This is a genomic window from Acidovorax sp. Root568, assembly GCF_001427445.1.
Taxonomy (GTDB): Bacteria; Pseudomonadota; Gammaproteobacteria; order Burkholderiales; family Burkholderiaceae_C; genus Acidovorax; species Acidovorax delafieldii.
On the sequence record NZ_LMGP01000014.1, the window covers coordinates 396,016 to 419,090 of the forward strand.

Genomic DNA, 23,075 nt, shown 5'->3' on the forward strand with positions numbered 1-23,075 from the left:
GATTGCACACAAGAAAACCGACAAGGAGACAAGACACCATGCAACGCCACCTTTTCCTCCGCGCCGCCCTGGGTGTAGCCACGCTCGCGATGGCGGCCAGCAGCTTTGCGCAGGCTTACCCCGCCAAGCCCATCCGGATGGTCATCCCCTTTCCGCCAGGCGGCACGCTCGACACCGTGGGCCGCATGCTCGCGCAAAAGCTGGGCGACCAGATGGGCCAGAACTTCATCGTCGAGAACAAGGCGGGCGGCAACGGCGTGATCGGCGGCGACGTGGTGGCCAAGGCCCCGGCCGACGGCTACACGCTGCTGTTCAACGCATCCACCTTCACCACGGCGCCCATGACCATGAAGTCCGTGCCCTACGGCGTGGTCAAGGACTTCACGCCCGTGGCGCTGGTGGCCAAGGCCCCGCTGTCGGTGGCCATCAACAAGAACCTGCCGGTCACCGACATCAAGTCGTTGATGGCCTACGCCAAAGCCAACCCCGGCAAGATGACCTTCGCCGTGGGTTCCATCGGGTCGGCCGGGCACCTCTCGACCGAACTGCTCAAGCGCGCAGGCAACCTTGACTACCTGATCGTGCCCTACAAGGGCACGGCGCCTGCGTTCCAGGACCTGATCGGCGGGCAGATCGACGGGTTCATCGATCCGATCCTGGGGTCTCTGCAGTACCACAAGAGCGGCATGCTGCGCGTGGTGGCCGTGACCTCGGCCCAGCGCGCAGCGAGCTTGCCCGACGTGCCCACGGTGGGCGAGACGATTCCGGGCTACGAGTTCTACAGCTGGTATGGCCTGTGGGGACCGGCCAAGCTGCCGACGGACATCACCCAGCGGCTGAACACCGAGGTGAACAAGGCCCTAGCCGAGATGACGCCCAAGCTCAAGGAACAAGGGCTGCTGACCACGCCGGGCAGCGTGGAGGACTTTGCGAAGTTCCAGCGCAGCGACATGGAGCGCTCGCAGAAGATCGTCACCGAAGGGAACATCCGTGTCGAGTAATGCCCGCCACGCCATCGTCACCGGCAGCAGCAGCGGCATAGGCCGCAGCATCGCCGAGTCGCTGCTGGCCGGCGGCTGGCGCGTGACGGGCCTGGATGTGGCCCAGGCGACGGTCGTTCACCCCTCGTTCACCCATACACCGGTCAACCTGGCCGATGGCGCAGACATCGCCCGCGTGGCCGCTGCACTGCCCGACGTGGACGTGCTGGTCCATGCGGCCGGCGTGCTGCGCGTGGGGCCGCTGGGCCAGCTCGACCATGCGGGCGGCGAGCTGATGTGGCGCCTGCATGTGGATGCCGCCACCCGGCTGGCCGATGCCATCGTGCCCGGCATGGCCCAGCGCGGTCAGGGGCGCGTGGTGTTCATTGGCAGCCGCGTGGCGCAGGGCATGGCCGGGCGCGGGCAGTACGCCGCGACCAAGGCCGCGCTGATTGCACTGGCGCGCAGCTGGGCGGCCGAGGTGGCCGCGCAGGGCGTGACGGTGAATGTCGTCTCGCCCGCAGCCACCGCCACCGGCATGCTGAACGACCCCGCCCGCCAGGGCAGTGCACCGCGCCTGCCGCCCATCGGCCGCCTGATCGAGCCTGCCGAGATTGCCGCACTGGTGGGCTTTCTTCTGTCTGAATCTGCCGCCGCCATCACGGGGCAGGACATCGCGATCTGCGGGGGCTCTTCGCTCGCCCGCTGATCTTTCATTCTTATCCCGCCCCTTTCCCTCTTTGCCAACGAACGCGACCACCATGAAGATCGTCAACATCCTCGAATCGACCCGTCCCATCAAGTCGGACATCCGCAACGCCTACATCGACTTCTCGAAGATGACGCTGAGCCTCGTGGCCGTGGTCACCGACGTGATCCGCGATGGCAAGCCGGTGATCGGCTACGGCTTCAACTCCAACGGCCGCTACGGCCAGGGCGCGCTGATGCGCGACCGATTCATCCCCCGCGTGCTGGAGGCTGAGCCGGCCAGCCTGCTGGACGAGACGGGCGAGAACCTGGACCCGCACAAGGTCTGGACCCGCATGATGATCAACGAAAAACCCGGCGGCCACGGCGAGCGTTCGGTGGCCGTGGGCACCATCGACATGGCCGTGTGGGACGCCACAGCCAAGATTGCAGGCAAGCCGCTGTACCAGCTGCTGGCCGAGCGCTACGGCAACGGCACGCCCAACCCGCGCGTGTTTGTCTACGCCGCCGGGGGCTACTACTACCCCGGCAAGGGGCTCGACGGCCTCAAGAAGGAAATGGAAAGCTACCTGGCGCGCGGCTACTCGGTGGTCAAGATGAAGATCGGCGGCGCCACGCTGGCCGAAGACTGCGAGCGCATCGAGTCGGTGCTCAAGATTCTGGGCCCGGGCCAGCAACTGGCAGTGGACGCCAACGGCCGCTTCGACCTGGCCACCGCCATCGACTACGGCAAGGCCCTGTCGCAGTACCCGCTGTTCTGGTACGAAGAAGCGGGTGACCCGCTGGACTACGAGCTGCAGGCGAAGCTGGGCGAGGTTTACAAGGGCCCGATGGCCACGGGCGAGAACCTGTTCTCGATGCAGGACGCGCGCAACCTGATCCGCCACGGCGGCATGCACAAAGACCGCGACTGGCTGCAGTTTGACTGCGCGCTCAGTTACGGCCTGGTGGAGTACCTGCGCACGCTCGACATGCTCAAGGAATACGGCTGGTCCCCCAGCCGCTGCATTCCACACGGGGGCCACCAGATGTCGCTGGCGATCGCGGCAGGCCTGGGCCTGGGCGGCAACGAGAGCTACCCCGACCTGTTCCAGCCCTACGGTGGCTTCCCCGATGGCGTGAAGGTCGAGAACGGCTACGTGACGCTGCCGCCGCTGCCGGGCATCGGCTTCGAAGGCAAGTCGGACCTGATCGCAGAGATGCGCGCGCTGGCATCCTGACGACTGGACACACAAAAAAGGCACGCCCAGGGGCGTGCCTTTTTGCATCCAGCACCGCGTTCAGGTCGCAGAGCAGGTAAAGCTCTCGGCCTTGGCCGGATCGCCCGTGCCGTTGTAGCGCGGGAACTTGGGGTACTCGCACACCGGGCGCTGGGCCAAGGGGGTGCTGGTGCCGGGGGCGAACTTCGTGGCGACCAGCTTGTCAGGCGCCGCACCCTTTTCCACCCAGGCGTCCATGGCGGCGAGCAGGTCGATGGAGCGCGACTCGGTGCCTGCGCCGTCCAGGTCATGCCCGTTGGAGGGCGAGGTGACCATGCGCGCAAAGCCCTGCACCTTGCTGGCGCCCAGGCGCTGCTTGACCGTGTCGAAATAGTCTGCCGTGCGGTACAGAGACACGCAGGTGTCGCCCAGGCCGTACCAGATCAGCAGCTTGCCGCCGTTGTCGGCAAAGGCGGAGATGTCGGGGTCCGTGCCATCGATCATCTCGGCCAGCCGCGCGTACTGCGCCTGGTACTGCGTGGGGTCGTGGCTCAGGATGTTGGCGTTGGGGTTGCCCTCCACCAGGCGCGCGGCTTCCGTCACGGCCATGTGGTTGAACGAATCGGGTATGTCAAAGCTGGTGCCGAACATGTACGACTGCCAGTCCGACGTGGACGCCCCGCCCCGGCCATAGCGCGGGTAGCCCACGGCACCGCGCGACAGGGTCACGGGTGTCTTGTGGTCGCTGTAGATGAGGCGGATGGATTCGATCTGGCCGGCCGTGAGGCAGCTGTCGTTGTCCGCACCCTGGCACAGCAGCTCAGTGGGCACGTAGTTGCACGCCTCGATGTTGCCGATGATGCCGTCCTTCAGGCCATCGAGGCCATCACACGCCGCCACCTCGGCCTTGGCATACAGCGCGATCTTGGCGGGGCTCATCCAGTTGTCGCGGCTCTTGAAGATGTGGCGCAGCACCGTGGGCCCCAGGTTGACCTGGTGCGCCTGCTGGCTGATGGCGGGCTCCATGGCCACCACGCCGTCGTAGTCCTTGGGGTACTTCTGCGTGGAGATGAGCCCCGACCGACCGCCGTTGGAATGGCCCATATGGTAGCGCCGCACGGGGCGCTTGCCATAGAACTCGGTGGCGATCGTGGTGCCCACCTCCAGCACGAAATGGTTGGCATCGAACGCGTGGTTGCGCAGCGCCACGTCGCTCTTGCCCCAGGCAAAGCCGCGGATCTGGTGACCGGAGTCGGAGCTGATCTTCACGTACGGGTTGGCCGACGGGCCCACCAGCTGCTGGTACCACGGGTCGTCGGTGGGGATGAAGCCGTCAAAACCGCCACCACCAATGGTCAGCGTCTTGCCGTTCCATTGGGTCAGCGTGGGCAGCTCCACCGCCCAGTTGATGGTGGACTCGGGCGACGAGACGATCTGCCCGCGCACGATGCACACGTCGGGCAACGTGCCCTCGGCCTTGCGCAGCTCGGTACGGGTGACCTTGGCGCCATGGGGCAAGGCGGTGGATGCGTAGGCGGCGCAGGCCTCAGCCAGGGGCTTGCTGGCCAGCGGGGGATTGGCGTCGCTGCCGCCGCCGCAGGCGGTCAGGGCCAGGGCTGCCACAGCACCCAGGGTGCAGGCAGCGGTCCATCGCCCTGCGCGTGCCAGGGGGTGAGGGTGGCGTCGGGACGCCACGGCGAAGGGGTGGGGGTTCGGGAACATGCAAGGGTCTCCTGTTATGACGGTTCTTCAGGAGCCCAGCGGGGCGGCGGCATGACCGGCACCAGCGACTGGACTCCGGTGCGGACGATAGGAAAAGGCGGCGTGGTTGCAGCCTCTGCAAATGCAGAGGGAGCGGGAAACTACCGAGCCCTGCAAACTCGCGCGTGGCGCCCCGCCGCCGATCGCTACTGGTGGCGCAGCGCGGCCACCAGCTCCAGCTTGTTGCTCACGCCCAGCGCGGCATAGGCCGTGCGCAGGTAGGTGCGCACCGTGGCGGGCGTGAGGCCCAGCGTGGCCGCAATGTCCTTGTGCGAGCGGCCCTGGGCGTACAGCATGGCGGCACTCAACTCGCGCGGTGCCAGGGCTTGCTTGTGCTGGCGCGACGCCAGGCTCACGGCCACCAGTGGCCCGCAGGGCTCCAAGCGCAGGCGGCAGGCCTTGCCCACCGACAGGGTGCAGGGCGCGCCCGCCAGCGCCTGCGCCACCACCGGCGGCAGGTGGGTGCCGTGCCAGCCGGGGCTGGCCTCGCCCAACGCCCGGCTGATGCGCAGCCCGGCAAACAGCAGTTCGCCCGACGGCCGGGCCAGGGCAAAGCTGTCCCAGGGGCGGCCGGGCGTGTCGCTTTGCAGGCGCTGCAGACGGTGGTGCCATTGCTGCAGCAGGTGCAGGACGAATTCGCCGAACAGCACGGTCTCTCCGTCCGAGAATTCCGGCCGCGTTGGCGGGCGGTAGATGGAGACAAAAAACATGAGCCCGCTGTGGGGCAGCTCGGCCGTGAGGGCCATGCAGTGGTACAGGCCGTGGCGCTGGCTGAAGGCGGCCACCTCCGGGTGCTCGGGTAACGGGCCCACCACGTCACGCTCACGGATCACCACCCCCAGCTGCTGCATGGACTGCAGCCCAAACAGGTCCACCGCCGCCAGCGCATTCCACTCCTCGGCAAAGCTGCGGCTCAGGCCAATGCTGCCGTGCAGCCAGTTGCGGGGTGCCACCTGCACATCGCCCGCCGAGACCTCGCCCCACCAGGCGGAATCAAAAGGCACCAGCCCCTGCAAGGTCTGCATGGCCTGGTGCAGCAAGTCCTGCGGTGCCACCTGCTGGGCTTGCTCCGACAGCCGGAGCAGGCTACGGCTCAGCGCACGCAGAGGGTCAGAGGCCATGGTGTCTCCTGGTTTTTGGGGCGATGGTAGCCGCCCCACGGTGGCAACCCCAACGCTCCTGAACCCGTACTACCCGCCAAACCGCTGCGCACACACTACCATATTGATAGCATCTCAGGCATATAGCACTAGCGCCTGAGGCCTCTGGAGCAAAAAATCAGGCCGTCAACCCGTTCACCGCCTGGAACATCGACTGCCGTGCCTGGCTGATGATCTGGCCCTTCCACGCGTCCGTGTCGGTGTAGAAGGCCGCCAGCATTTGCGCCTTGATCTGGGCAGCCCTGTCAGCCGGAGTTTCGGGGTGCAGTTGGAGCCATTGTTCGGCACGGATGGCGTTCATCACGTCGAGCACGGGCACGGTGCCGTACTCCATGGCAATGCCGGTGTACTCGGCGTGGGGGCACTCGTCGTAGATCGATGTCCACATCAGGCCGGTGAGGAAGGCCGAGGTGGACGAGCCGTCGTAGATCGACGTGACCGGCGTGGCGCCGCCGCCGTCCCACCAGGCGCGCGCCCGGGCCACGGCCACGGCGTTGTCATTGCCCGCGTAGATGCGCTCGCCATGGCCGCTGGGGCCCAGGCCCGTGTGCAGGTCGATCCAGGCGATCTTCGACGCGGCCGCACCGTGCTGGCGCAGCACCTGGCGCAGCGTGCGGTTGCTCCAGGTGGGCTCGGTGCCGCCAAAGAACACGCCCTGCGGAAACTCGTGCTGGCCTTGCGAGATGGCGGCCTGCCACGCGGCCTCGCCCTTGGTGGCGATGTACTCCGCCACCGCTGCCTGGTTCTCAGGGCCTGGTGGCCACTGCTCGGGCAGCAGCAGGGGCTGCACCTCGCGGTAGGCCGTGTTCACGGGCAGGGGCTTGCTGAAGTCCTGGAAGTTGCGGTTCAGGTCCACGTTCTCGTGTGTGAAGCGGCGCACGTGCGAGAAGCCATACGGGTTGAGCGCGTGGATGTAGAGCGTGGCCACACCGGCATCGCGCGCCTTGGCGCGCCACTCGGCATCGTGCAGCGCAAACACCTGCACGCCGCTGCCGCAGTAGCCCTCGACGCCGTGGCAGGCGCTGCTCACGATGAGCAGCTTGTTGGCATCGGCCGGGCCGTCGCGCACCACGTCCATGGCCAGGTCTTCGCCATCGCGGCCCTTGAGCGGGTGGGCGTGCGATTCGATGGACAGGCCGGCGGCTGCGGCGGCCTCCAGAAACTTTGTGCGCGCCTGGGCGTAGCTGGGCGAGAAGGCTTCAACGATTCCGGTCATGGGCAGGGCTTTCAGGAGTCAGTGGGAAGACAAAAAGAAAACCCGGGCACGCGCGCTGCGCACGCCCGGGTGGAGGAGGATCAACGGCGCGCCAAGCTGCTTCAGGCCGCTTTGGCGGGCTGGGCCAGCCATTCCTCGGCCAGCTTGACCCAGTAGGTCGCGCCCAGCGGGATCAGGTCATCGTTGAAGTCATAGCTGGGGTTGTGCAGCATGCAGGGTCCGCCGCCGTGGCCCATCTCGCGGTGGGCGCCGTCGCCGTTGGCAATGAAGCAGTACGCACCGGGCTTGGCCTGCAGCATGTAGGCAAAGTCTTCAGCGCCCATGGTGGGCTCCTGAACCACCACACGCTCTTCCCCCACGATGCCAGTCATGACCTTGCGGGCAAATTCGGCCTCGACGGGCGAGTTGACAGTGGGCGGGTAGTTGCGCACGAACTCGAACTCGCAGGTGGCATCGTGCGCAGCGCAGTGGTTCTCGGCGATCTGGCGCATGCGCTTTTCAATGAGGTCCGTCACTTCGGTGGTGAAGGTGCGCACCGTGCCCTGCAGCTCGACGCTGTCGGGAATCACGTTGGTGGCCTCACCCGCGTGGATCATGGTGACCGAGATCACGCCAGCGTCCACGGGCTTCTTGTTGCGGCTGATGATGGTCTGGAAGGACTGCACCATGCCGCAGGCAATCGGCACCGGGTCGATGCCGGTGTGCGGCAGCGCCGCATGGCCGCCCTTGCCACGCAGGGTGATCTTGAACTCGCTGGTCGATGCCATCACCGGGCCGGGGCTCACGGCAAAGGTGCCCACCGGCATGCCTGGCCAGTTGTGCATGCCGTACACGGCTTCCATGGGGAACTGCTCGAACAGGCCGTCCTCGATCATCACGCGGGCCCCGCCGCCGCCCTCTTCGGCGGGCTGGAAGATCAGGTACACGGTGCCGTCAAAGTTGCGGTGCTTGGCAAAGTGCTGGGCCGCCGCCAGCAGCATGGCCACATGGCCGTCGTGGCCGCAGGCGTGCATCTTGCCCTGGTGTTTGCTGGCGTGGGCGAAGGTGTTGAACTCCTGCATGGGCAGTGCGTCCATGTCGGCGCGCAGGCCAATCGCGCGGCCACTGGCGCCACCGTCGCGCCCCTTGACGATGCCCACCACGCCCGTTTTGCCCATACCCCGGTGGATGGGAATGCCCCACTCGGTGAGCTTTTGCGCCACCACGTCGGCGGTGCGCACCTCTTCGAAGCACAGCTCGGGGTGGGCGTGAATGTCCCGGCGCACCGCTGCAATACTGGCCGCCTGGGTGACGATGGAGTCAATAACGTTCATGATATGTGTCCTTACGATCTCACAGTCTAGCCCGACAGCAACACACGTGCCAACCCGGGTTATTCGCTAGCCACCCATGATTTCTGCCCACGCCCTCGAACTTGCGCAAACCCTGGTGCGCATGAACACCGTCAGCCATAACTCCAATCTGGAACTGATCCATTTCATCCGCGACCACCTGGCCAAGCTGGGCGTGAAAAGCCGCCTGACCTTCAACGACGACAAGACCAAGGCCAACCTGTTCGCCACCCTGGGCGAGGGCAAGCCGGCGGGCGTGATCCTTTCGGGCCATACCGACACGGTGCCGTGGGATGGACAGGACTGGACCATGGACCCACTGAGTGCCCTGGTCAAGGACGGCAACCTGTACGGGCGCGGCAGTGCCGACATGAAGGCCTTCATTGGCATTGCCGTGTCGCACGCAGAGCAGTTCCTGAACAGCGACGCGCCTTTTGCGGTCCATCTGGCATTCAGCTACGAAGAGGAGATCGGCTGCTTTGGCGTGAAGGAACTCATCGCCGACCTGCGCGACGCGAACATCAAGCCCCTGGCCTGCATCGTGGGCGAGCCCACCAGCATGATCCCCGCCATCGCGCACAAGGGTGTGTACCGCTACAAGTGCTGCGTGCGTGGCAAGGAGGCGCATTCGTCCCTCACGCCGCATTCGGTCAACGCCATCGAGATGGCCGCCCGCGTGGTGGGCCGGGTGCGCGACATGGCGGAAGACTTTGAAAAGAACGAGCCCCGCTTTGAGGGCTTTGACGTGCCGTTCTCCACCAGCAGCGTGGGCCAGTTCCACGGCGGCATTGCCGACAACGTGGTGCCGCGCGACGCCGAGTTCCGCTACGAGTTCCGCGACCTGCCCACGGCCAACGCCGCGCAGATGCAGTCCGAGGTGGTGGCCTACGCCAAATCGCTGGAGCCCGCCATGAAGAAGGTGGCGCCCGCAGCGGGTTTCGAGTTCGAGACCATCTGCGAAATCCCGAGCTTCCTGGGCAGCAAGGACGACCCGGTGACGCGCCTGGCGCAAGAGCTGTCGGGCGAAAAAGGCACCACCCTGGTGGCCTTTGGCACCGAAGCGGGGCTGTTCAAGAACGCGGGCATCTCCACCGTGGTGTGTGGCCCCGGCAGCATCCAGCAGGCCCACCAGCCCGACGAGTACGTGAGCCTGGAGCAGCTGGGACGCTGCGAGGCGTTCATGCAGGGGCTGGCGCGCACGCGCACGCTGGGCTGATCGCTTCGGGGCGGCGGTGGCCGGCGCGCGCCCGCCACCCGTTCGGGATCAGGTCCTGACCCGGCCGTCCCCGGTCAGCATCGACATCTCGACAAACTTCGAGGCTGCGTGGCTGGTGCCACTGAACGACACCGGAAAGCCCGAGATCACCTGGTTGCCGATGGACTCGGTGCCCGTGATGAAGCTCTCGCGCGTGATCTTTCCGCCGGCCTGGGCCTGGCGCAGGCCCTCGGCGAACACGCGTGCAGCCAGATAGCCTTCCATGCTGGAGTAGTTGGGCTGCACCTTGTCGCCGCCCTTCTTGATGGCCTCCAGAAACTCGCGCGTGATCTGGCGCGAGGGCTGGTAGGGCGAGGGCACCACCTGCGACACCACCACACCCGCACCGTCCTTGCCCAGCTCGTCGGCCAGCGCCTGGGTGCCCACAAACGACACGTTGTAGAACGTGCCGCCAAAGCCCGCCTTGCGCGCCGCACGCACAAACGCGGCAGCCGACGCATAGGCCGTGATCTGCACCACGGCATCGGGCGTGGCGGGCACCAGCTTGTCCACGGCCGCTTTCACGTCCGTGGAGTTGCGCTCCACGGTGGCCGTCGCCACAGGTGTCAGCTTCAGCTCGGCCAGCGCGCGGTTCACGCCATCGAGCCCCGCCTTGCCGTAGGCGTCGTTCTGGTAGAACACCGCAATCTTCTTGAGCCCCAGGTTGGTGAGCTGGCGCACGATGAGTGCGGTTTCGTCGTAGTAGGAAGCACGCACATGAAAGATCAGCCGGTTGAACGGCTGGCGCAGCGCCTCGGCACCGGTAAAGGGGCCAAAAAACGGCACCTTCTCCTTGGTGAACAGCGGCAGCGCCGCCAGGCTGGTGGGAGTGCCGATGTAGCCAAACAGGGCAAACACCTCGTCGGCAATCAGCTTGCGGGTGTTCTCGGCACATCGGTCGGGCTCATAGCCGTCGTCCATGGTGCGGATCTCCACCATGCGCTTGCCCACGCCGCCCTGGGCGTTGAGCTGGTCAAAAAAGAGCTTGGCACCCTGGTTGAACTGCACGCCCAGCTGCGCCGCCGGGCCGGTGAAGGCGGCCGACTGCCCCAGCACGATGCGCCCCTCGCCCTGCGCACGCGCCAGGCCGAACCCGCCCAGCGCCACGGCGCCCATGCCCACCGAAAACTGCCTGCGCCCCAATACTGTCTGGTTCATGGTGAAATCTCTGCTCTTGTAAGAAGAAAGAAGGGGCATGCCCCTCTGCACTGCCGGTAGGCAGCCCCTTGGAAACGGGGGACCCATATGCACGCCCGTTCCAACCCTGACAGCCAGTTTAACGATCCAGCCCCCGAATGCCCACGCCTTCTGACGCTAATTCCCCTCCATCGGCACTGATTCAGGTGCGCGGCGCCTGCCCCCACGACTGCCCCGACACCTGCGCCCTGCTCACCACCGTGGACGAGCATGGCGTGGCCACCCGCGTGCAGGGCAACCCCGACCACCGCCACACCGACGGCGCGCTGTGCGCCAAGGTGAGCAAGTACACCGAGCGCAGCTACCACCCCAAGCGCGTGCTCACGCCGCTCAAGCGCACGGGCGCCAAGGGCGCCGGCCAGTTCGTGCCCGTGACCTGGGACGAGGCCCTGGCCGACATCGCCCAGCGCCTGCAGACCATCGCCGCGCGCGCGCCCGAAGCCATCCTGCCCTACAGCTACGCGGGCACCATGGGCATGGTGCAGGGCGAGAGCATGGACCGGCGCTTCTTCCACAAGCTGGGCGCTTCGCAGCTGGACCGCACCATCTGCGCATCCGCCGGGGCCGAGGCCTTGGTGCAGACCCTGGGCGGCAAGGTGGGCATGAAGGTGGAGTTTTTTGCCGAATCGCAGCTCATCATCATCTGGGGCAGCAACTCCATCGGCAGCAACCTGCACTTCTGGCGCTATGCCCAGCAGGCCAAGCGCAATGGCGCCAAGCTGGTGTGCATTGACCCCCGCAAGAGCGAGACGGCCGACAAATGCCACGAGCACATTGCCCTGCGCCCCGGCACCGACGCGGCGCTGGCACTGGCGCTGATACACGAGCTGATCGCGAACGACTGGCTGGACCACGACTACATCGCCCGCCACACGCTGGGCTGGGACCAGCTGCGCGAGCGCGCACTGCAGTGGCCGCCCGAACGCGCGGCCGAGGTGTGCGGCATTCCGGTGGAGCAGATCCGCCAGCTGGCCAAGGACTACGGCACGACGAAGCCCGCCGCCATCCGCCTGAACTACGGCATGCAGCGTGTGCGTGGCGGCGGCAATGCGGTGCGCGCCGTGGCCTGCCTGCCTGCGCTCACGGGCGCCTGGCGCCACCGCGCGGGCGGCGTGCTGCTGTCCAGCTCGGGCCAGTTCCCCGCGCAGCGCGCCGTGCTGCAGCGACCCGACCTGATGCCGGCCCAGATACCGCGCACCATCAACATGTCCACCATTGGCGACGACCTGCTGCGCGAGGCCTCGCCCGCGTTCGGCCCGAAGGTGGAGGCCGTCGTGGTCTACAACAGCAATCCCGTGGCCGTGGCCCCCGACTCGGGCAAGGTGGTGCAAGGCTTTGCACGCGAAGACCTGTTCACGGTGGTGCTGGAGCACTTCCAGACCGACACGGCCGACTACGCCGACTACATCCTGCCCGCGACCACGCAGCTGGAGCATTGGGACGTGCACCTGAGCTACGGCCACACCGACGTGCTGCTCAACCGTCCCGCCATTGCGCCCCAGGGCCAGGCGCGCAGCAATACGCAGATCTTCCGCGACCTGGCGGCGCGCATGGGCTTTGCCGAGCCCTGTTTTGACGAGAGCGATGAGGCCCTGTGCCGCCAGGCGTTTGGCGACGCAGTGGACTACGCACTGCTCGAAAGCCAAGGCTTTGCCACGCTGGCGCTGCCCGATGCGCCGTTCGCCGAAGGCAACTTCCCATCACCCTCTGGAAAGTGCGAGTTCTACAGCGCCCGCCTGGCCGCCCAGGGCCTGGACGGCCTGCCCGACCACCTGCCCAACTACGAACTGCAGGGCACGGACGCCCGCTACCCGCTGGCCATGATCTCGCCGCCCGCGCGCAACTTCTTGAACTCCACCTTCGTGAACGTGCAGAGCCTGCGCAACATCGAGGGCCGCCCCGTGCTGGAGATCCACCCCGACGATGCCGAAGCACGCGGCATTGCCAACGACGCCGTGGTGCGCGTGTTCAACGACCGGGGCAGCTACCTATGCCACGCCACCGTCTCGCGCCGCGCGCGGGCCGGTGTGGTCAACGGCCTGGGCATCTGGTGGCGCAAGTTGGGGCTGAACGGCACCAACGTGAACGAGGTCACCAGCCAGGCCCTCACGGACCTGGGCCGCGCGCCGACGTTTTATGACTGCCTGGTGGAGGTGGAAGCCAGCACCGTGGAAACGCCGACGTTGGCATCTGTGTGATCGCATTCATCTGCACAACCGAGTTGATATCAATTTGATAGCATCCAGCGCATACTCCACTAGCGCTACAGGCTATTTTTACTAAACCCCCTCAGTGCGCGTGCGAAGCGTTCGTTGACGGGGCGGCGCCCTCTTCACCCACGCCCCCCGGCGTCAGTGCCAGAAAGTGGTGCACTACCGGCCGCTCCGGTCCGACATGGAAACGCAATGCCTCCGCTTGCAGGTCGGCATCGGCCTTGGACACGCGGTGGTGCTGGCGCAGATGCTCGGCCCACGATTCGACCAGGAACCACTCGATGACCCGGCCCGGCTCGCCCGTGTGTTCGGCCACGCCCCAGGCGTAGGCGCCGTCGCGGCGGCGCTCTTGGGACAGGTACTGCATGGCCTGCAGGAAGGCGGGCAGGTCGGGCTTGGCGATGCGGTATTCGATATGCACCATCACCGGGCCCCGGTCGTGCGCCACGGGCTCCGCCAGCAGGGGCTCGGGCCAGTGGTTCGAGGGCTGCAGGTCGGCCTCGCCGGTGGGCAGCTTCACGCGGTGAAAGATGAGCGACGCCACGACCAGGCCGGCCGCGCCCATCAGCAGCGTGACCGGCAAGCCGGCCTGCCCTGCGATGAGGCCCCAGCCCAGGCTGCCGGCTGCCATCGCACCGTTGAAGACCATGAGGTAGATGGCCAGGCCCCGGCCGCGCACCCAGTTGGGCAGCACGGCCTGGGCCACGCCGTTGAGGGTGGTCAGCGCGATGATCCAGCCCAGGCCCAGCACCAGCATCAGCGCCACGGCGGCCCACTGGGGCGGGGCCACGGTCAGCACGCCCATGACGGCCGCGGTCAGCAGCGAGGCCAGCAGCACCAGGCCGTCGGTGTCGAGCCGCTGGCGCAGGCGCGGCAGCAGCACGGCGCCCAGGATGGCGCCCGCGCCCACGGCGCCCAGCATCACGCCGTAAAAGCCTGCCGAGCCACCCAGCATGCGGCGCGCCACCAGCGGCAGCAGCGCCCAGACGGAGCTGGCGAACAAGAAAAACACGGCTGCGCGCAGCAGCACCACGTGCAGCTCGCGGCTGGCGCGGGCGTAGCGCACGCCGGCACGGAAGGCGCCGAAGAACTGCTCGTTCAGGCCCGACGCCTCAGCCTTGGGGCGCTTCCACCACAGCAGCGCGGCGATCACGAACACATAGCTCAGCACGTCCAGGCCGTAGGCCATGGCCGCGCCGAAGCTGGCCAGCAGCAGGCCGCCCGCCGCCGGGCCGATGGCGCGCGCGATGTTGATGCCCAGCGAGTTGAGCGCCACAGCGCTCTTGAGCTCGCTGCGCGGCACCAGCTCGGGCACGATGGACTGCCAGGTGGGGCCCATGAGCGCGGCACCGATGCCGCCCACGAAGGTCAGCGCCACCAGCCACTCCACCGTCAGCGTGTGGGTGTTGGCCAGGATGAGCAGCGTGCCGCTGACGGCCGCCAGCAGCACCTGCACGCCGATGAGGAAGCGGCGGCGGTCCAGGATGTCCGACAGCACACCTGCGGGAATGGCGAGCAGAAAGACCGGCAACGTGGCGGCGGTCTGGATCAGCGCGACCGCCGTGGGGCTGGACGAGAGCTCGGTCACCATCCAGGCGCTGGCCACGTCGCGCATGAAGCTGCCGATGTTGCCCAGCACCGTGGCGGCCCACAGCACCGCAAAGACGGGAATGGCCAGCGGTGCGAAGCTGCCGGAAACCGCAGGCGCGGGGGTTGCCGGTGCGGATGCGGGTTGGTGGTGATGATGATCGTGGTGTTTATCTGGCATGGTGGCCTCCGAGGTCGTGCCAGGCGACGAGCAGCATGCCGCCCTGCAGGTAGGCGGCGCACAGGCACAGCAGCGCCAGCGTCTGCACCCAGGGCGCGGTGGCTGCGGTTTGCAATGCGTGCAACACCGTCACACCGCCCAGCAGGCGCAGCCGAGCGCACCCCAAAAGCCCTGCAGGTCGGACACCGGCAGCTTGCTGCTCCAGGCCGTGGCATGGGCGTGGCCGTGCAGGTTGCAATTGCTGGCACAGCCGCAGTTCGCCGCCGCGTTGCGCAGCACGGCCTGCAGCGGCGCGCCGTCCGGCCCTCCCTGGGCACCTTGGGCGCCCCAGGCGCCGTAGCCGCCGAAGGTGCGCACGGGCGACCAGTCGGGCATGGCGGGCGGCGGTGCCGCGTCGTCAAAGCGCGCGAAGTCGCCCACGCCATAGACCACCTTGCCGCCCACCACGGTGAGCAGGGCCGTGGTGTCGGCGATGTCGGACTCGGGGCAGGCAAAGAAGTCGCGGTCGGGCACGACGAGGTCGGCCAGCTGGCCCGCTTCGATGCGGCCCTTCTTGCCCTGCTCGTTGCTGAACCAGGTGACGTTCTCGGTCCACATGCGCAGGGCCCGGTCGCGGGTGAGGCAGTTGCGCTGCGGCGTGAGCTGCAGGCCGCCCACCGTCTTGCCGGTGACGAGCCAGGACAGCGACACCCAGGGGTTGTAGCTGGCCACGCGGGTGGCGTCGGTGCCGGCGGACACGTTGACGCCCTTCTCCAGCATGCGCTTGACCGGGGGCGTGGCCTCGGCCGCCGCGGCGCCGTAGCGCTCCACGAAGTACTCGCCCTGGTAGGCCATGCGGTGCTGCACTGCCACGCCGCCACCCAGGGCGGCGATGCGGTCGATGGACTTTTCCGAGATGGTCTCGGCGTGGTCGAAAAACCAGTTCAGGCCGGCCAGCGGTGTGTCCTGGTTGACCTTTTCGAACACGTTGAGCGCGCGCTCGATGGTCTCGTCGTAGGTGGCGTGCATACGCCAGGGCCAGCGGTTCTGCGCGAGGATGCGCACCACCTCTTCCAGCTCGCCTTCCATGCCGGGCGCGAGCTCGGGCTGGGGCTGGCGGAAGTCCTCGAAGTCGGCGGCGGAGAACACCAGCATCTCGCCCGCGCCGTTGTGGCGAAAGTAGTCCGTGCCCTGCTTGTACTGCGAGGTGGCCGTCCAGTTCAGGAAGTCCTCCTTCTCGTGCTGGGGCTTTTGCGTGAACAGGTTGTAGGCCAGGCGAATGGTGAGCTGGTGGGCATCGGCCAGCTCCTGGATCACGTCGTAGTCATCCGGGTAGTTCTGCATGCCGCCGCCCGCGTCGATGGCGCCGGTCACGCCCAGGCGGTTGAGCTCGCGCATGAAGTGGCGCGTGGAGTTGACCTGGTAGTCGTGCGGCAGCTTGGGGCCCTTGGCCAGCGTGGCATACAGGATGGCCGCATTGGGCTTGGCCAGCAGCAGGCCCGTGGGGTTGCCCGCACTGTCGCGCACGATCTCGCCGCCGGGTGGCGCGGGCGTGTCCTTGCCGTAGCCCACGGCGCGCAGCGCGGCGCCGTTGAGCAGCGCGCGGTCGTACAGGTGCAGGATGAACACGGGCGTGTCCGGCGCCACGGCGTTCAGCTCGGCCAGTGTGGGCAGGCGCTTTTCCGCAAACTGGTGCTCGGTGAAGCCGCCCACCACGCGCACCCACTGCGGCGCGGGCGTCACCGCCACCTGGGCTTTGAGCATGGCCATGGCGTCGGCCAGGCTCTTCACGCCGTCCCACCGCAGCTCCATGTTGAAGTTGAGGCCGCCGCGGATGATGTGCAGGTGGTTGTCGATGAGCCCCGGCAGCACGCTGCGCCCGCCCAGGTCGATGACCCGCGTACCCGCACCGGCCAGCGCCATCACTTCGCGGTCGTCACCGACCTTGGTAAAGCGCCCTTGCGCAATGGCGACCGCACTGGCCGTGGGATTGGCGCGGTCCAGCGTGGTGAAGCGGCCGTTGCGCAGGATGAGGTCGGGAGTGGTGGCAGGTTGGTTCATGTCTTGGGGCTCAGAGAATTTCAGCAATGGCAGAGCGCAAAAAGGGTGCAGTGGCCGTAGCGAGCGGCCCTAGCCTGCATCGAGGACCGCAGCCGTACAAGCGTACGGCGAGAACCGCAGGTGCGGGATCGGGTCGCGCAGTAGGCCAATGCACCCTTTTTTAGCCTTCGTGGGCGTTGAACATGGTTTTGGCGTAGGTGATGCCCAGGCCATAGCCGCCACCGAACTTCTGGGCGATGCCCGTCGTCATGTCATACGTCTCGCCCCGCGCCCAATCGCGCTGCAGCTCCAGGAGGTACTGCAGCGACGTGATGGGCCGCGCGCCGGCCTGCACCATGCGCTCCATGGCGCGGTTGTGCGCTTCCACGGAGATGTCGCCGCTGGCGTCGGCGATCACATACACCTCGAAGCCCTGGTCCAGCGCCGACAGCGCCGGGCCCACGATGCACACGCTGGTCCACAGGCCGGCCAGCACGATGCGCGGCTTGCCGATGGCGTTGACCCGTGCGATCACGGCCTCGTCTTCCCAGGTGTTCATGGAGGTGCGGTCCAGCAGCGCCTGGCCGGGGAATGGTGCAGTCACTTCCTCGAACATGGGGCCGCTAAAGCTCTTTTCGGCCACGGTGGTGAGGATGGTGTCCACGCCAAACCCGGCGGCCGCGCTGGCCACCAGGCCGGCGTTGGAGCGCAGCGTGATCGCATCGATGGAGTGCGTGGCAAAGGCCATCTGCGACTGGAAGTCGATCATGACCAGGGTGTGGTCGTCGGCGTTGAGCAGCGTGGCGCCGGGCTTGGCGTAGGCGACGGGGCGGGCGGTGGCGTTGGCTGCGGCGGTCGTGTTGGCGTTGGTCATGGTGAACTCCCTGGAAATTGAAGATGAAGGACGTCGAGAAAAACAAAAATAGACAAGGCAATGCGGCGGGCCGGGGCGCAAGGGATGGGCGGCATCGCCCACCCCGCTCCTCAGTGCGCCCCATGCGCTCAGTGCGGCATCGTGGGCAGCTCGTTGGGCCGCAGGTCGAACACCAGCACCTCGGCGCCTTCGCCGTTGGCAAAGCGCAGGGCCCCGGCGTCGCGGATGCGGGCGCCGTCGCCTTCGGACAGACGCTCGCCGTTCACCTCCAGGCTGCCGCGGGCCACGTGCACATACACGTTGCGGCCCGGGCCCACGTCCAGATCGGCCGACTCTTCGCTGCCGTCGAACAAGCCGGCGTAAACCCGGGCGTCCTGGTGCACGGCCAGCGATCCGTCAGCCCCTTCGGGCGAGATGATCTGGCGCAGGCGGCCGCGCTTGTCGGCCTCGCTGAAATGCACCTGCTGGTAGCGGGGCGCGGCGCCGCGCACACCAGGCACGATCCAGATCTGCAGGAAATGCACGGGCTCAACGCCCGAATGGTTGAACTCGCTGTGGCGCACGCCGGTGCCGGCGCTCATCATCTGCACGTCACCGGGGCGGATGACCGAGCCCGTGCCCATGGAGTCCTTGTGCTCCAGCGCGCCTTCCAGCACGTACGAGAAGATTTCCATGTCGCGGTGCGGGTGGGTGCCAAAGCCCTTGCCCGGGGCCACGCGGTCGTCGTTGATGACCAGCAGGTCGGAAAAGCCTTGCTGGTTGGCATCGTGGTAGTGGCCGAACGAGAAGGTGTGGCGCGAATGGAGCCAGCCGTGGTTGGCGTTGCCGCGGTGTTGGGCTTTGCGGATGTCGAGCATGGTGCAGGTCCTTTCTTCGTCGATGTGATTCACACTGGGAGGTGTTTGCCTCACCGCCCTATTCATCAAGGCTTCAGTGCTGCGGTGAAGAGAGTATCTCGCGCCGTTTCGGGGCGTATGCTGAAAGGTTTTCCAACTCATCATCGATAATTTCGATGATGCAGATCAAGGAATTGGGCCATGTTGAAACTCACGCTGGAAGCCATTGAAACCATCGACGCCATTGCCCGCCACGGCTCGTTTGCAGGTGCCTCCGAGCGGCTGCACAAGGTGCCGTCCACCATCTCGTACGCCGTGAGCAAGCTGGAAGACCAGCTGGGCTTGGCCCTGTTCACCCGCAACGGCCCGCGCGTCGCGCTCACCCCTGCCGGCCAAGAGATGCTCAAGGAGGGGCGCTGGCTGCTGGCCGCCGCGCAGCAGCTCGAATCGCGGATGCGGCAGATTGCCACGGGCTTCGAGTCCGAGCTGCGGCTGATGCACGACTCGCTCATCCCAACGCACGCGTTCAACCAGGACATCTGCGCGTTTGAAGACCTGCACTGCGGCACCCGACTGCGCATCAGCAGCGAAGCCTTGACAGGCACCTGGGAGGCGCTGCGCGAAGGGCGCGCAGACATCGTCGTGGCCGCAGGCGAAGGCCCAGCGGGGGGTGGCTACAAGGCGGTGGCCGTGGGCAGCCTGGCCTTCGCTTTTTGCGTGACGGCCACACACCCGCTGGCCAAGCTGCAGCGGCCGCTCACGCGCGGCGACTTGCTGGAACACACGGCCGTGGTAGTGGGCGACGGGGCGCGCTCGCTGAACGACCGCACGGTGGGGTTGCTGTCAGGCCAGCGCCGTATCACCGTGCCATCGATGCAGGCCAAGATCGCTTGCCAGGCCGCAGGTCTGGGCCACGGTTTTGTGCCCCGCGCCTGTGCGCGCGTGGAGCTGGAGACCGGCATTCTGGTGGAGTTGCAGGTGGAGGAGCCCCGCCCGGACGAAACCTTCTGGCTGGCCTGGCGACCCGAGCACATGGGCGAGGCACTCAAGTGGTGGCGCCACCGGCTAGACCGCCCGCTGTTGCCAGGCATCCTGCCGTATTGAATGAAGCGAGAGCGTTGCGTGGGCTGGCGACAGGCATCACCACACGATCACTTTCAATTTGATAGCTGCTTGCGCTGATGGATAAAGCGCTGGCAGCCCTTTTTGCTTCCAATGTGGAACACGGATAACCCGGTGCATCCACCCGGCGCAAATATGGGGCCGAAGCCCCTTTCCCTCATCAACCCAATTGCTTGAGCAAGGCATGGGCGCCCTGCTCTGACGATGCCGGGTTCTGCCCCGTGATCAGCGTGCCATCGGTCAGCACATAGGGTGCCCAGTCAGGGCCTTTGGAATACACACCACCGTTGGCCTTGAGCATGTCTTCCACCAGGAACGGCACGATCTGGGTCAGCTGCACAGCGTCTTCTTCGGTGTTGGTGAAACCCGTGACCTTCTTGCCCTTGACCAGGGGCGACCCGTCGGGCGCCTTGGTGTGGCGCAACACGCCGGGTGCGTGGCACACCAGCGCCAGCGGCTTGCCGGCCGCAAAGGTCTTTTCGATGAGTGCGATGGACTGCGCGTCTTCGGCCAGGTCCCACAGCGGGCCGTGGCCGCCGGGGTAGAACACGGCATCAAAGTCCTCGGCCTTCACGCTGGACAGGGGCACGGTGCTGGCCAGCTGCTGCTTCGCTGAAGCATCGGCCTTGAAGCGGCGCGTGGCATCGGTCTGGGCGTTTTCGTCGTCGCTTTTGGGGTCCAGGGGCGGCTGGCCGCCGTGGGGCGATGCGAGCGTGATCTGCACGCCTGCATCCTTGAACACGTAGTACGGTGCAGCAAACTCTTCCAGCCAGAAGCCCGTCTTTTTGCCGGTGTCGCCCAGTTGGTCGTGGGACGTCAGAACCATGAGGATATGTGCCATGGAAGTCGCTTTCGGTGTGGGGGGGGTTGATCGGAAAAACCAAACCACCACCGTACCAGCCGTCGGGCCCGTTGTCCCGCGATGCAGGCAGGTTTGCGGCATTGGCTTACAGCACGGCGCTACCGCACCCGCGGGCCCTCAACCTGTCAACGCAGCTGCCTGGCCAGGAACTCCGCCACCTCGTTCTCCAGCGTGGCGTGGTAGGCCACGCGGTCAAAGCCTTCGGGGTTGGCGGCGGCGTCGCCCGCCTCGGACGCCAGAGGCCAGACAGACTGGGCCATGAAGGCGAAGTGGCCTGCACCCGGCACGGTGTTGGCCTGTGCAGACGGCAAACTCGCTGCCACATAGCCGCCATGGTAGGGGCCCACGAGCACGGCATCGCGCTCGGCCACCATCAGCCGCACGGGCACGCTGATGGCCTTCAGGCTGTCTGGCGTGAAAACCACCGCCATGGGCGCCATGGCCACCACGGCGCGGATGCGGGGGTCTGCCACCGAGACCAGCGGGCCATCGAGCGCGGGGGCGCCGGCCTGTGTGGACGCCGCAGTGGCGGCCGCAGGTGCCTCCTTGGAAGTCTGGGCGGTCTGGCCACGGGCGGGCAGCTTGCCCAGGCTGCAAAAGCCGGGGTCGTCCGACGCGCTGCGGCAGTGCTGCGCCGCCCTGGCCGGTTCGGCCTGCGCACCGGCCAGGGCCAGCACGGTGTAGCCACCTGCCGAATGCCCCACGGCACCAATGCGCCCGGCCGGAATGCGCGGGCCCCATTCGGGGCTGGCCAGCAGCGCGTCCAGCACGCGGCTCACCTGGCGGGGGCGCTCGCTGAAGTAGCGGCCTGAGGTAATCATCGACCGGTCTTCCCAGTTGTCGCCCGGGTGGCGCAACGCCGCCACCAGATAGCCGTCGGCCGCCAGGCGCGTGGCCAGGTTGTGGTGCCCCAGTTCATGGCCGCCCGTGCCGTGCGAGATGAGGATCAGGCCCTTGAGGGGCGCGGTTGCCGCCGGGGCGCCCGGCGTGACCACGGGCCGCCAGGGCCCCATGGGCTGGGTGCGCGCCACCACCGGCGTGGGGTAGAACAGCGCCACGGTCACGGGCTCTGCGCCCGGTACCACCAGGGTGCGCAGGCCGGCGTACTGGGCCGATGCCGGCGCGGCCCAGGCCAGCATTGCCACAAAAGCTGCCAGCAGCGGGGCTCGGGCGTTGCGCCACGCGGAGCGGAGGGCCAGGATGAGGATGAGGGTCACGGTGCGCCTTTCGTCAAATGCCACCCAAGGAGGTGGCTTGACGGCACTGTAGGCGGCGCAAGGGGCGGGCTCCAGCGCCCTGCGACGAAACGCTGCTGCGCGGCGCGAAATGCAGCGCAGGCGGGGCAAGCAGGAGAGAGGGCCTAGGACCCCGCCCTCCCCGCCCACCACCATTTACAGCGCAGCTTCGAGGATGCGGCGGCTCACCGCCGGGGTGATCTCGCGCTGTTCGCCCAGCGTCACCATGCCGTGCGCTTCCAGCTGTGCCACCACGGTGTTCACCACCTCGCTGCCCAGGCCGTAGCCAGACAGGCGCGTGGCGATGCCCATGCTCTCAAAGAAATCGCGCGTGCGCTCGATGGCGGCGGTGATGCGCTCGTCATCCGTGCCGGTGGTGATGCCCCATACGCGCTCGCCGTACTGCAGCAGCTTGGCGCGCTTGGCCACCCGGCGCTCGTTCAGCAGCGCGGGCAGCACGATGGCCAGGGTGCGCGCGTGGTCGATGCCATGCAGCGCCGTCAGCTCGTGGCCGATCATGTGCGTGGCCCAGTCCTGCGGCACGCCCGCGCCGATCAGGCCGTTGAGCGCCATGGTGGCGGCCCACATCAGGTTGGCGCGGTCGTCGTACACCGGCTCGGGGGCAGTCAGCAGGCGCGGGCCGATCTCGATCAGCGTCTGCAGGATGCCTTCTGCAAACCGGTCCTGCACGGGTGCGTTGACCGGGTAGGTCAGGTACTGCTCGACCGTGTGCACAAACGCATCCACCACGCCATTGGCCAGCTGCTGGGGTGGCAGGGTGTAGGTCTTGGTGGGGTCGAGCACCGAGAACACCGGGTAGGTGTGCACGCTGCCAAACGACAGCTTGGCACCCTTGGCGCGGTGGGTGATGACGCCGCCGTTGTTCATCTCCGAGCCCGTGGCGGGCAGCGTGAGCACGGAACCAAACGGCATGGCGCCCTTGATGTTGCGGCCGTGCTTTTCGAGGATGGCCCAGGGGTCATCGCCTTCAAAACGGACAGCGGCCGCGATGAACTTGGTGGCGTCGATCACCGAACCGCCCCCCACGGCCAGCAAGAAGTCAAACCCGCCTTCGCGGATCTGCGCCACGGCCTTCATGGAGGTCTCGTAGCTCGGGTTGGGCTCGATGCCGCTGAAGGTGGCGTGCTGGCGCTCGCCCAGCGCGGCGCGCACCTCGGCCAGGGTGCCGGTCTTTTCGGCGCTGGCACCGCCCACCAGGATCAGCACCTTGGCGGCAGCGGGCACGAGCTTGGCCAGGTCGGCAATGCGGCCTTGGCCGAAGGCGATGTGGGTGGGGTTGTGGAAGTCGAAATTCAGCATGTTGATCTTTCTCCGTCAA

General features: G+C 67.2%; 19 protein-coding genes. 6 read left to right on the forward strand and 13 right to left on the reverse strand.

All coding sequences use genetic code 11. The annotated features are described in order from the left end of the window. The first annotated feature begins 38 nt into the window (after positions 1-38). Genes ASD75_RS11410 through ASD75_RS11420 form a run of 3 tightly spaced genes read left to right on the forward strand, consistent with a single transcriptional unit; the run spans position 39 to position 2,908 of the window. The gene (locus tag ASD75_RS11410) at positions 39-1,001 is read left to right on the forward strand and encodes a tripartite tricarboxylate transporter substrate binding protein (protein WP_056745721.1); all 963 of its coding nucleotides are present in this window, start codon (positions 39-41) and stop codon (positions 999-1,001) included. After that, on the forward strand, positions 991-1,689 hold the full coding sequence (locus ASD75_RS11415; RefSeq protein WP_056745723.1) for an SDR family NAD(P)-dependent oxidoreductase: 699 nt from the start codon (positions 991-993) through the stop codon (positions 1,687-1,689). The genes ASD75_RS11410 and ASD75_RS11415 overlap by 11 nt, the downstream gene beginning before the upstream one ends. 52 nt (positions 1,690-1,741) lie before the next feature. Next, positions 1,742-2,908 carry a mandelate racemase/muconate lactonizing enzyme family protein gene (locus ASD75_RS11420; RefSeq protein WP_056745725.1) on the forward strand — a complete coding sequence of 389 codons (1,167 nt, stop codon included), beginning with the start codon at positions 1,742-1,744 and terminating at the stop codon, positions 2,906-2,908. A gap of 60 nt (positions 2,909-2,968) precedes the next feature. On the opposite strand, the gene ASD75_RS11425 is transcribed toward ASD75_RS11420, so the two are convergent. From ASD75_RS11425 to ASD75_RS11440, 4 genes are all read right to left on the reverse strand, one after another. Continuing rightward, positions 2,969-4,609 carry a tannase/feruloyl esterase family alpha/beta hydrolase gene (locus ASD75_RS11425; RefSeq protein WP_235511602.1) on the reverse strand — a complete coding sequence of 547 codons (1,641 nt, stop codon included), beginning with the start codon at positions 4,607-4,609 and terminating at the stop codon, positions 2,969-2,971. Positions 4,610-4,794: 185 nt separating this feature from the next. Further along, complete coding sequence (locus ASD75_RS11430; protein WP_056745727.1) at positions 4,795-5,769, reverse strand: LuxR C-terminal-related transcriptional regulator; 975 nt, start codon at positions 5,767-5,769, stop codon at positions 4,795-4,797. A 157-nt stretch (positions 5,770-5,926) separates the two neighbouring features. Next, positions 5,927-7,024 (reverse strand): M14 family metallopeptidase, encoded by a 1,098-nt coding sequence (locus tag ASD75_RS11435; protein WP_056745730.1) that lies wholly within the window; start codon positions 7,022-7,024, stop codon positions 5,927-5,929. A gap of 101 nt (positions 7,025-7,125) precedes the next feature. Then, positions 7,126-8,337 (reverse strand): M20 aminoacylase family protein, encoded by a 1,212-nt coding sequence (locus tag ASD75_RS11440; protein WP_056745732.1) that lies wholly within the window; start codon positions 8,335-8,337, stop codon positions 7,126-7,128. A 76-nt stretch (positions 8,338-8,413) separates the two neighbouring features. On the opposite strand from ASD75_RS11440, the gene argE reads away from it, so the two are divergent. Continuing rightward, the gene (argE, locus tag ASD75_RS11445) at positions 8,414-9,571 is read left to right on the forward strand and encodes an acetylornithine deacetylase (protein WP_056745734.1); all 1,158 of its coding nucleotides are present in this window, start codon (positions 8,414-8,416) and stop codon (positions 9,569-9,571) included. A gap of 48 nt (positions 9,572-9,619) precedes the next feature. Here the strand turns inward: argE and ASD75_RS11450 are convergent, their stop codons facing one another. Then, complete coding sequence (locus tag ASD75_RS11450) at positions 9,620-10,768, reverse strand: ABC transporter substrate-binding protein (RefSeq protein ID WP_056745736.1); 1,149 nt, start codon at positions 10,766-10,768, stop codon at positions 9,620-9,622. Positions 10,769-10,905: 137 nt separating this feature from the next. Here ASD75_RS11450 and ASD75_RS11455 point away from each other — a divergent pair, with 137 nt between their 5' ends. Then, complete coding sequence (locus ASD75_RS11455) at positions 10,906-13,005, forward strand: molybdopterin-dependent oxidoreductase (protein WP_056745738.1); 2,100 nt, start codon at positions 10,906-10,908, stop codon at positions 13,003-13,005. Between the two features lie 91 nt (positions 13,006-13,096). Here ASD75_RS11455 and ASD75_RS11460 read toward each other — a convergent pair whose 3' ends face one another. The 5 genes from ASD75_RS11460 to ASD75_RS11475 all read right to left on the reverse strand — a co-directional run bounded on the left by ASD75_RS11460 (position 13,097) and on the right by ASD75_RS11475 (position 18,538). Next, entirely contained in the window at positions 13,097-14,788 is a 1,692-nt protein-coding gene (locus ASD75_RS11460) for an MFS transporter (RefSeq protein WP_056745740.1), read from the reverse strand. Then, on the reverse strand, positions 14,778-14,912 hold the full coding sequence (locus tag ASD75_RS24185; protein ID WP_255356270.1) for a hypothetical protein: 135 nt from the start codon (positions 14,910-14,912) through the stop codon (positions 14,778-14,780). The genes ASD75_RS11460 and ASD75_RS24185 overlap by 11 nt, the downstream gene beginning before the upstream one ends. Before the next feature lie 5 nt (positions 14,913-14,917). Beyond that, positions 14,918-16,828: an amidohydrolase gene (locus tag ASD75_RS11465; RefSeq protein WP_056745742.1), complete on the reverse strand. Its 1,911-nt coding sequence runs from the start codon at positions 16,826-16,828 to the stop codon at positions 14,918-14,920. 160 nt (positions 16,829-16,988) lie between these two features. Further along, a complete protein-coding gene (locus tag ASD75_RS11470; protein ID WP_056745743.1) occupies positions 16,989-17,681 on the reverse strand; it encodes a hydrolase in 693 nt (230 codons plus the stop codon). A gap of 128 nt (positions 17,682-17,809) precedes the next feature. Then, a complete protein-coding gene (locus ASD75_RS11475) occupies positions 17,810-18,538 on the reverse strand; it encodes a pirin family protein (protein ID WP_056745745.1) in 729 nt (242 codons plus the stop codon). A 180-nt stretch (positions 18,539-18,718) separates the two neighbouring features. Here ASD75_RS11475 and ASD75_RS11480 point away from each other — a divergent pair, with 180 nt between their 5' ends. After that, positions 18,719-19,621, forward strand: coding sequence for a LysR substrate-binding domain-containing protein (locus tag ASD75_RS11480; protein ID WP_056745747.1), 903 nt, complete (start codon positions 18,719-18,721; stop codon positions 19,619-19,621). A 178-nt stretch (positions 19,622-19,799) separates the two neighbouring features. Here the strand turns inward: ASD75_RS11480 and ASD75_RS11485 are convergent, their stop codons facing one another. From ASD75_RS11485 to ASD75_RS11495, 3 genes are all read right to left on the reverse strand, one after another. Beyond that, positions 19,800-20,480: a type 1 glutamine amidotransferase domain-containing protein gene (locus tag ASD75_RS11485; RefSeq protein WP_056745749.1), complete on the reverse strand. Its 681-nt coding sequence runs from the start codon at positions 20,478-20,480 to the stop codon at positions 19,800-19,802. Positions 20,481-20,626: 146 nt separating this feature from the next. Then, on the reverse strand, positions 20,627-21,718 hold the full coding sequence (locus ASD75_RS11490; protein WP_235511603.1) for an alpha/beta fold hydrolase: 1,092 nt from the start codon (positions 21,716-21,718) through the stop codon (positions 20,627-20,629). A gap of 174 nt (positions 21,719-21,892) precedes the next feature. Beyond that, a complete protein-coding gene (locus ASD75_RS11495; protein ID WP_056059812.1) occupies positions 21,893-23,056 on the reverse strand; it encodes an iron-containing alcohol dehydrogenase in 1,164 nt (387 codons plus the stop codon). Positions 23,057-23,075 lie beyond the last annotated feature (19 nt).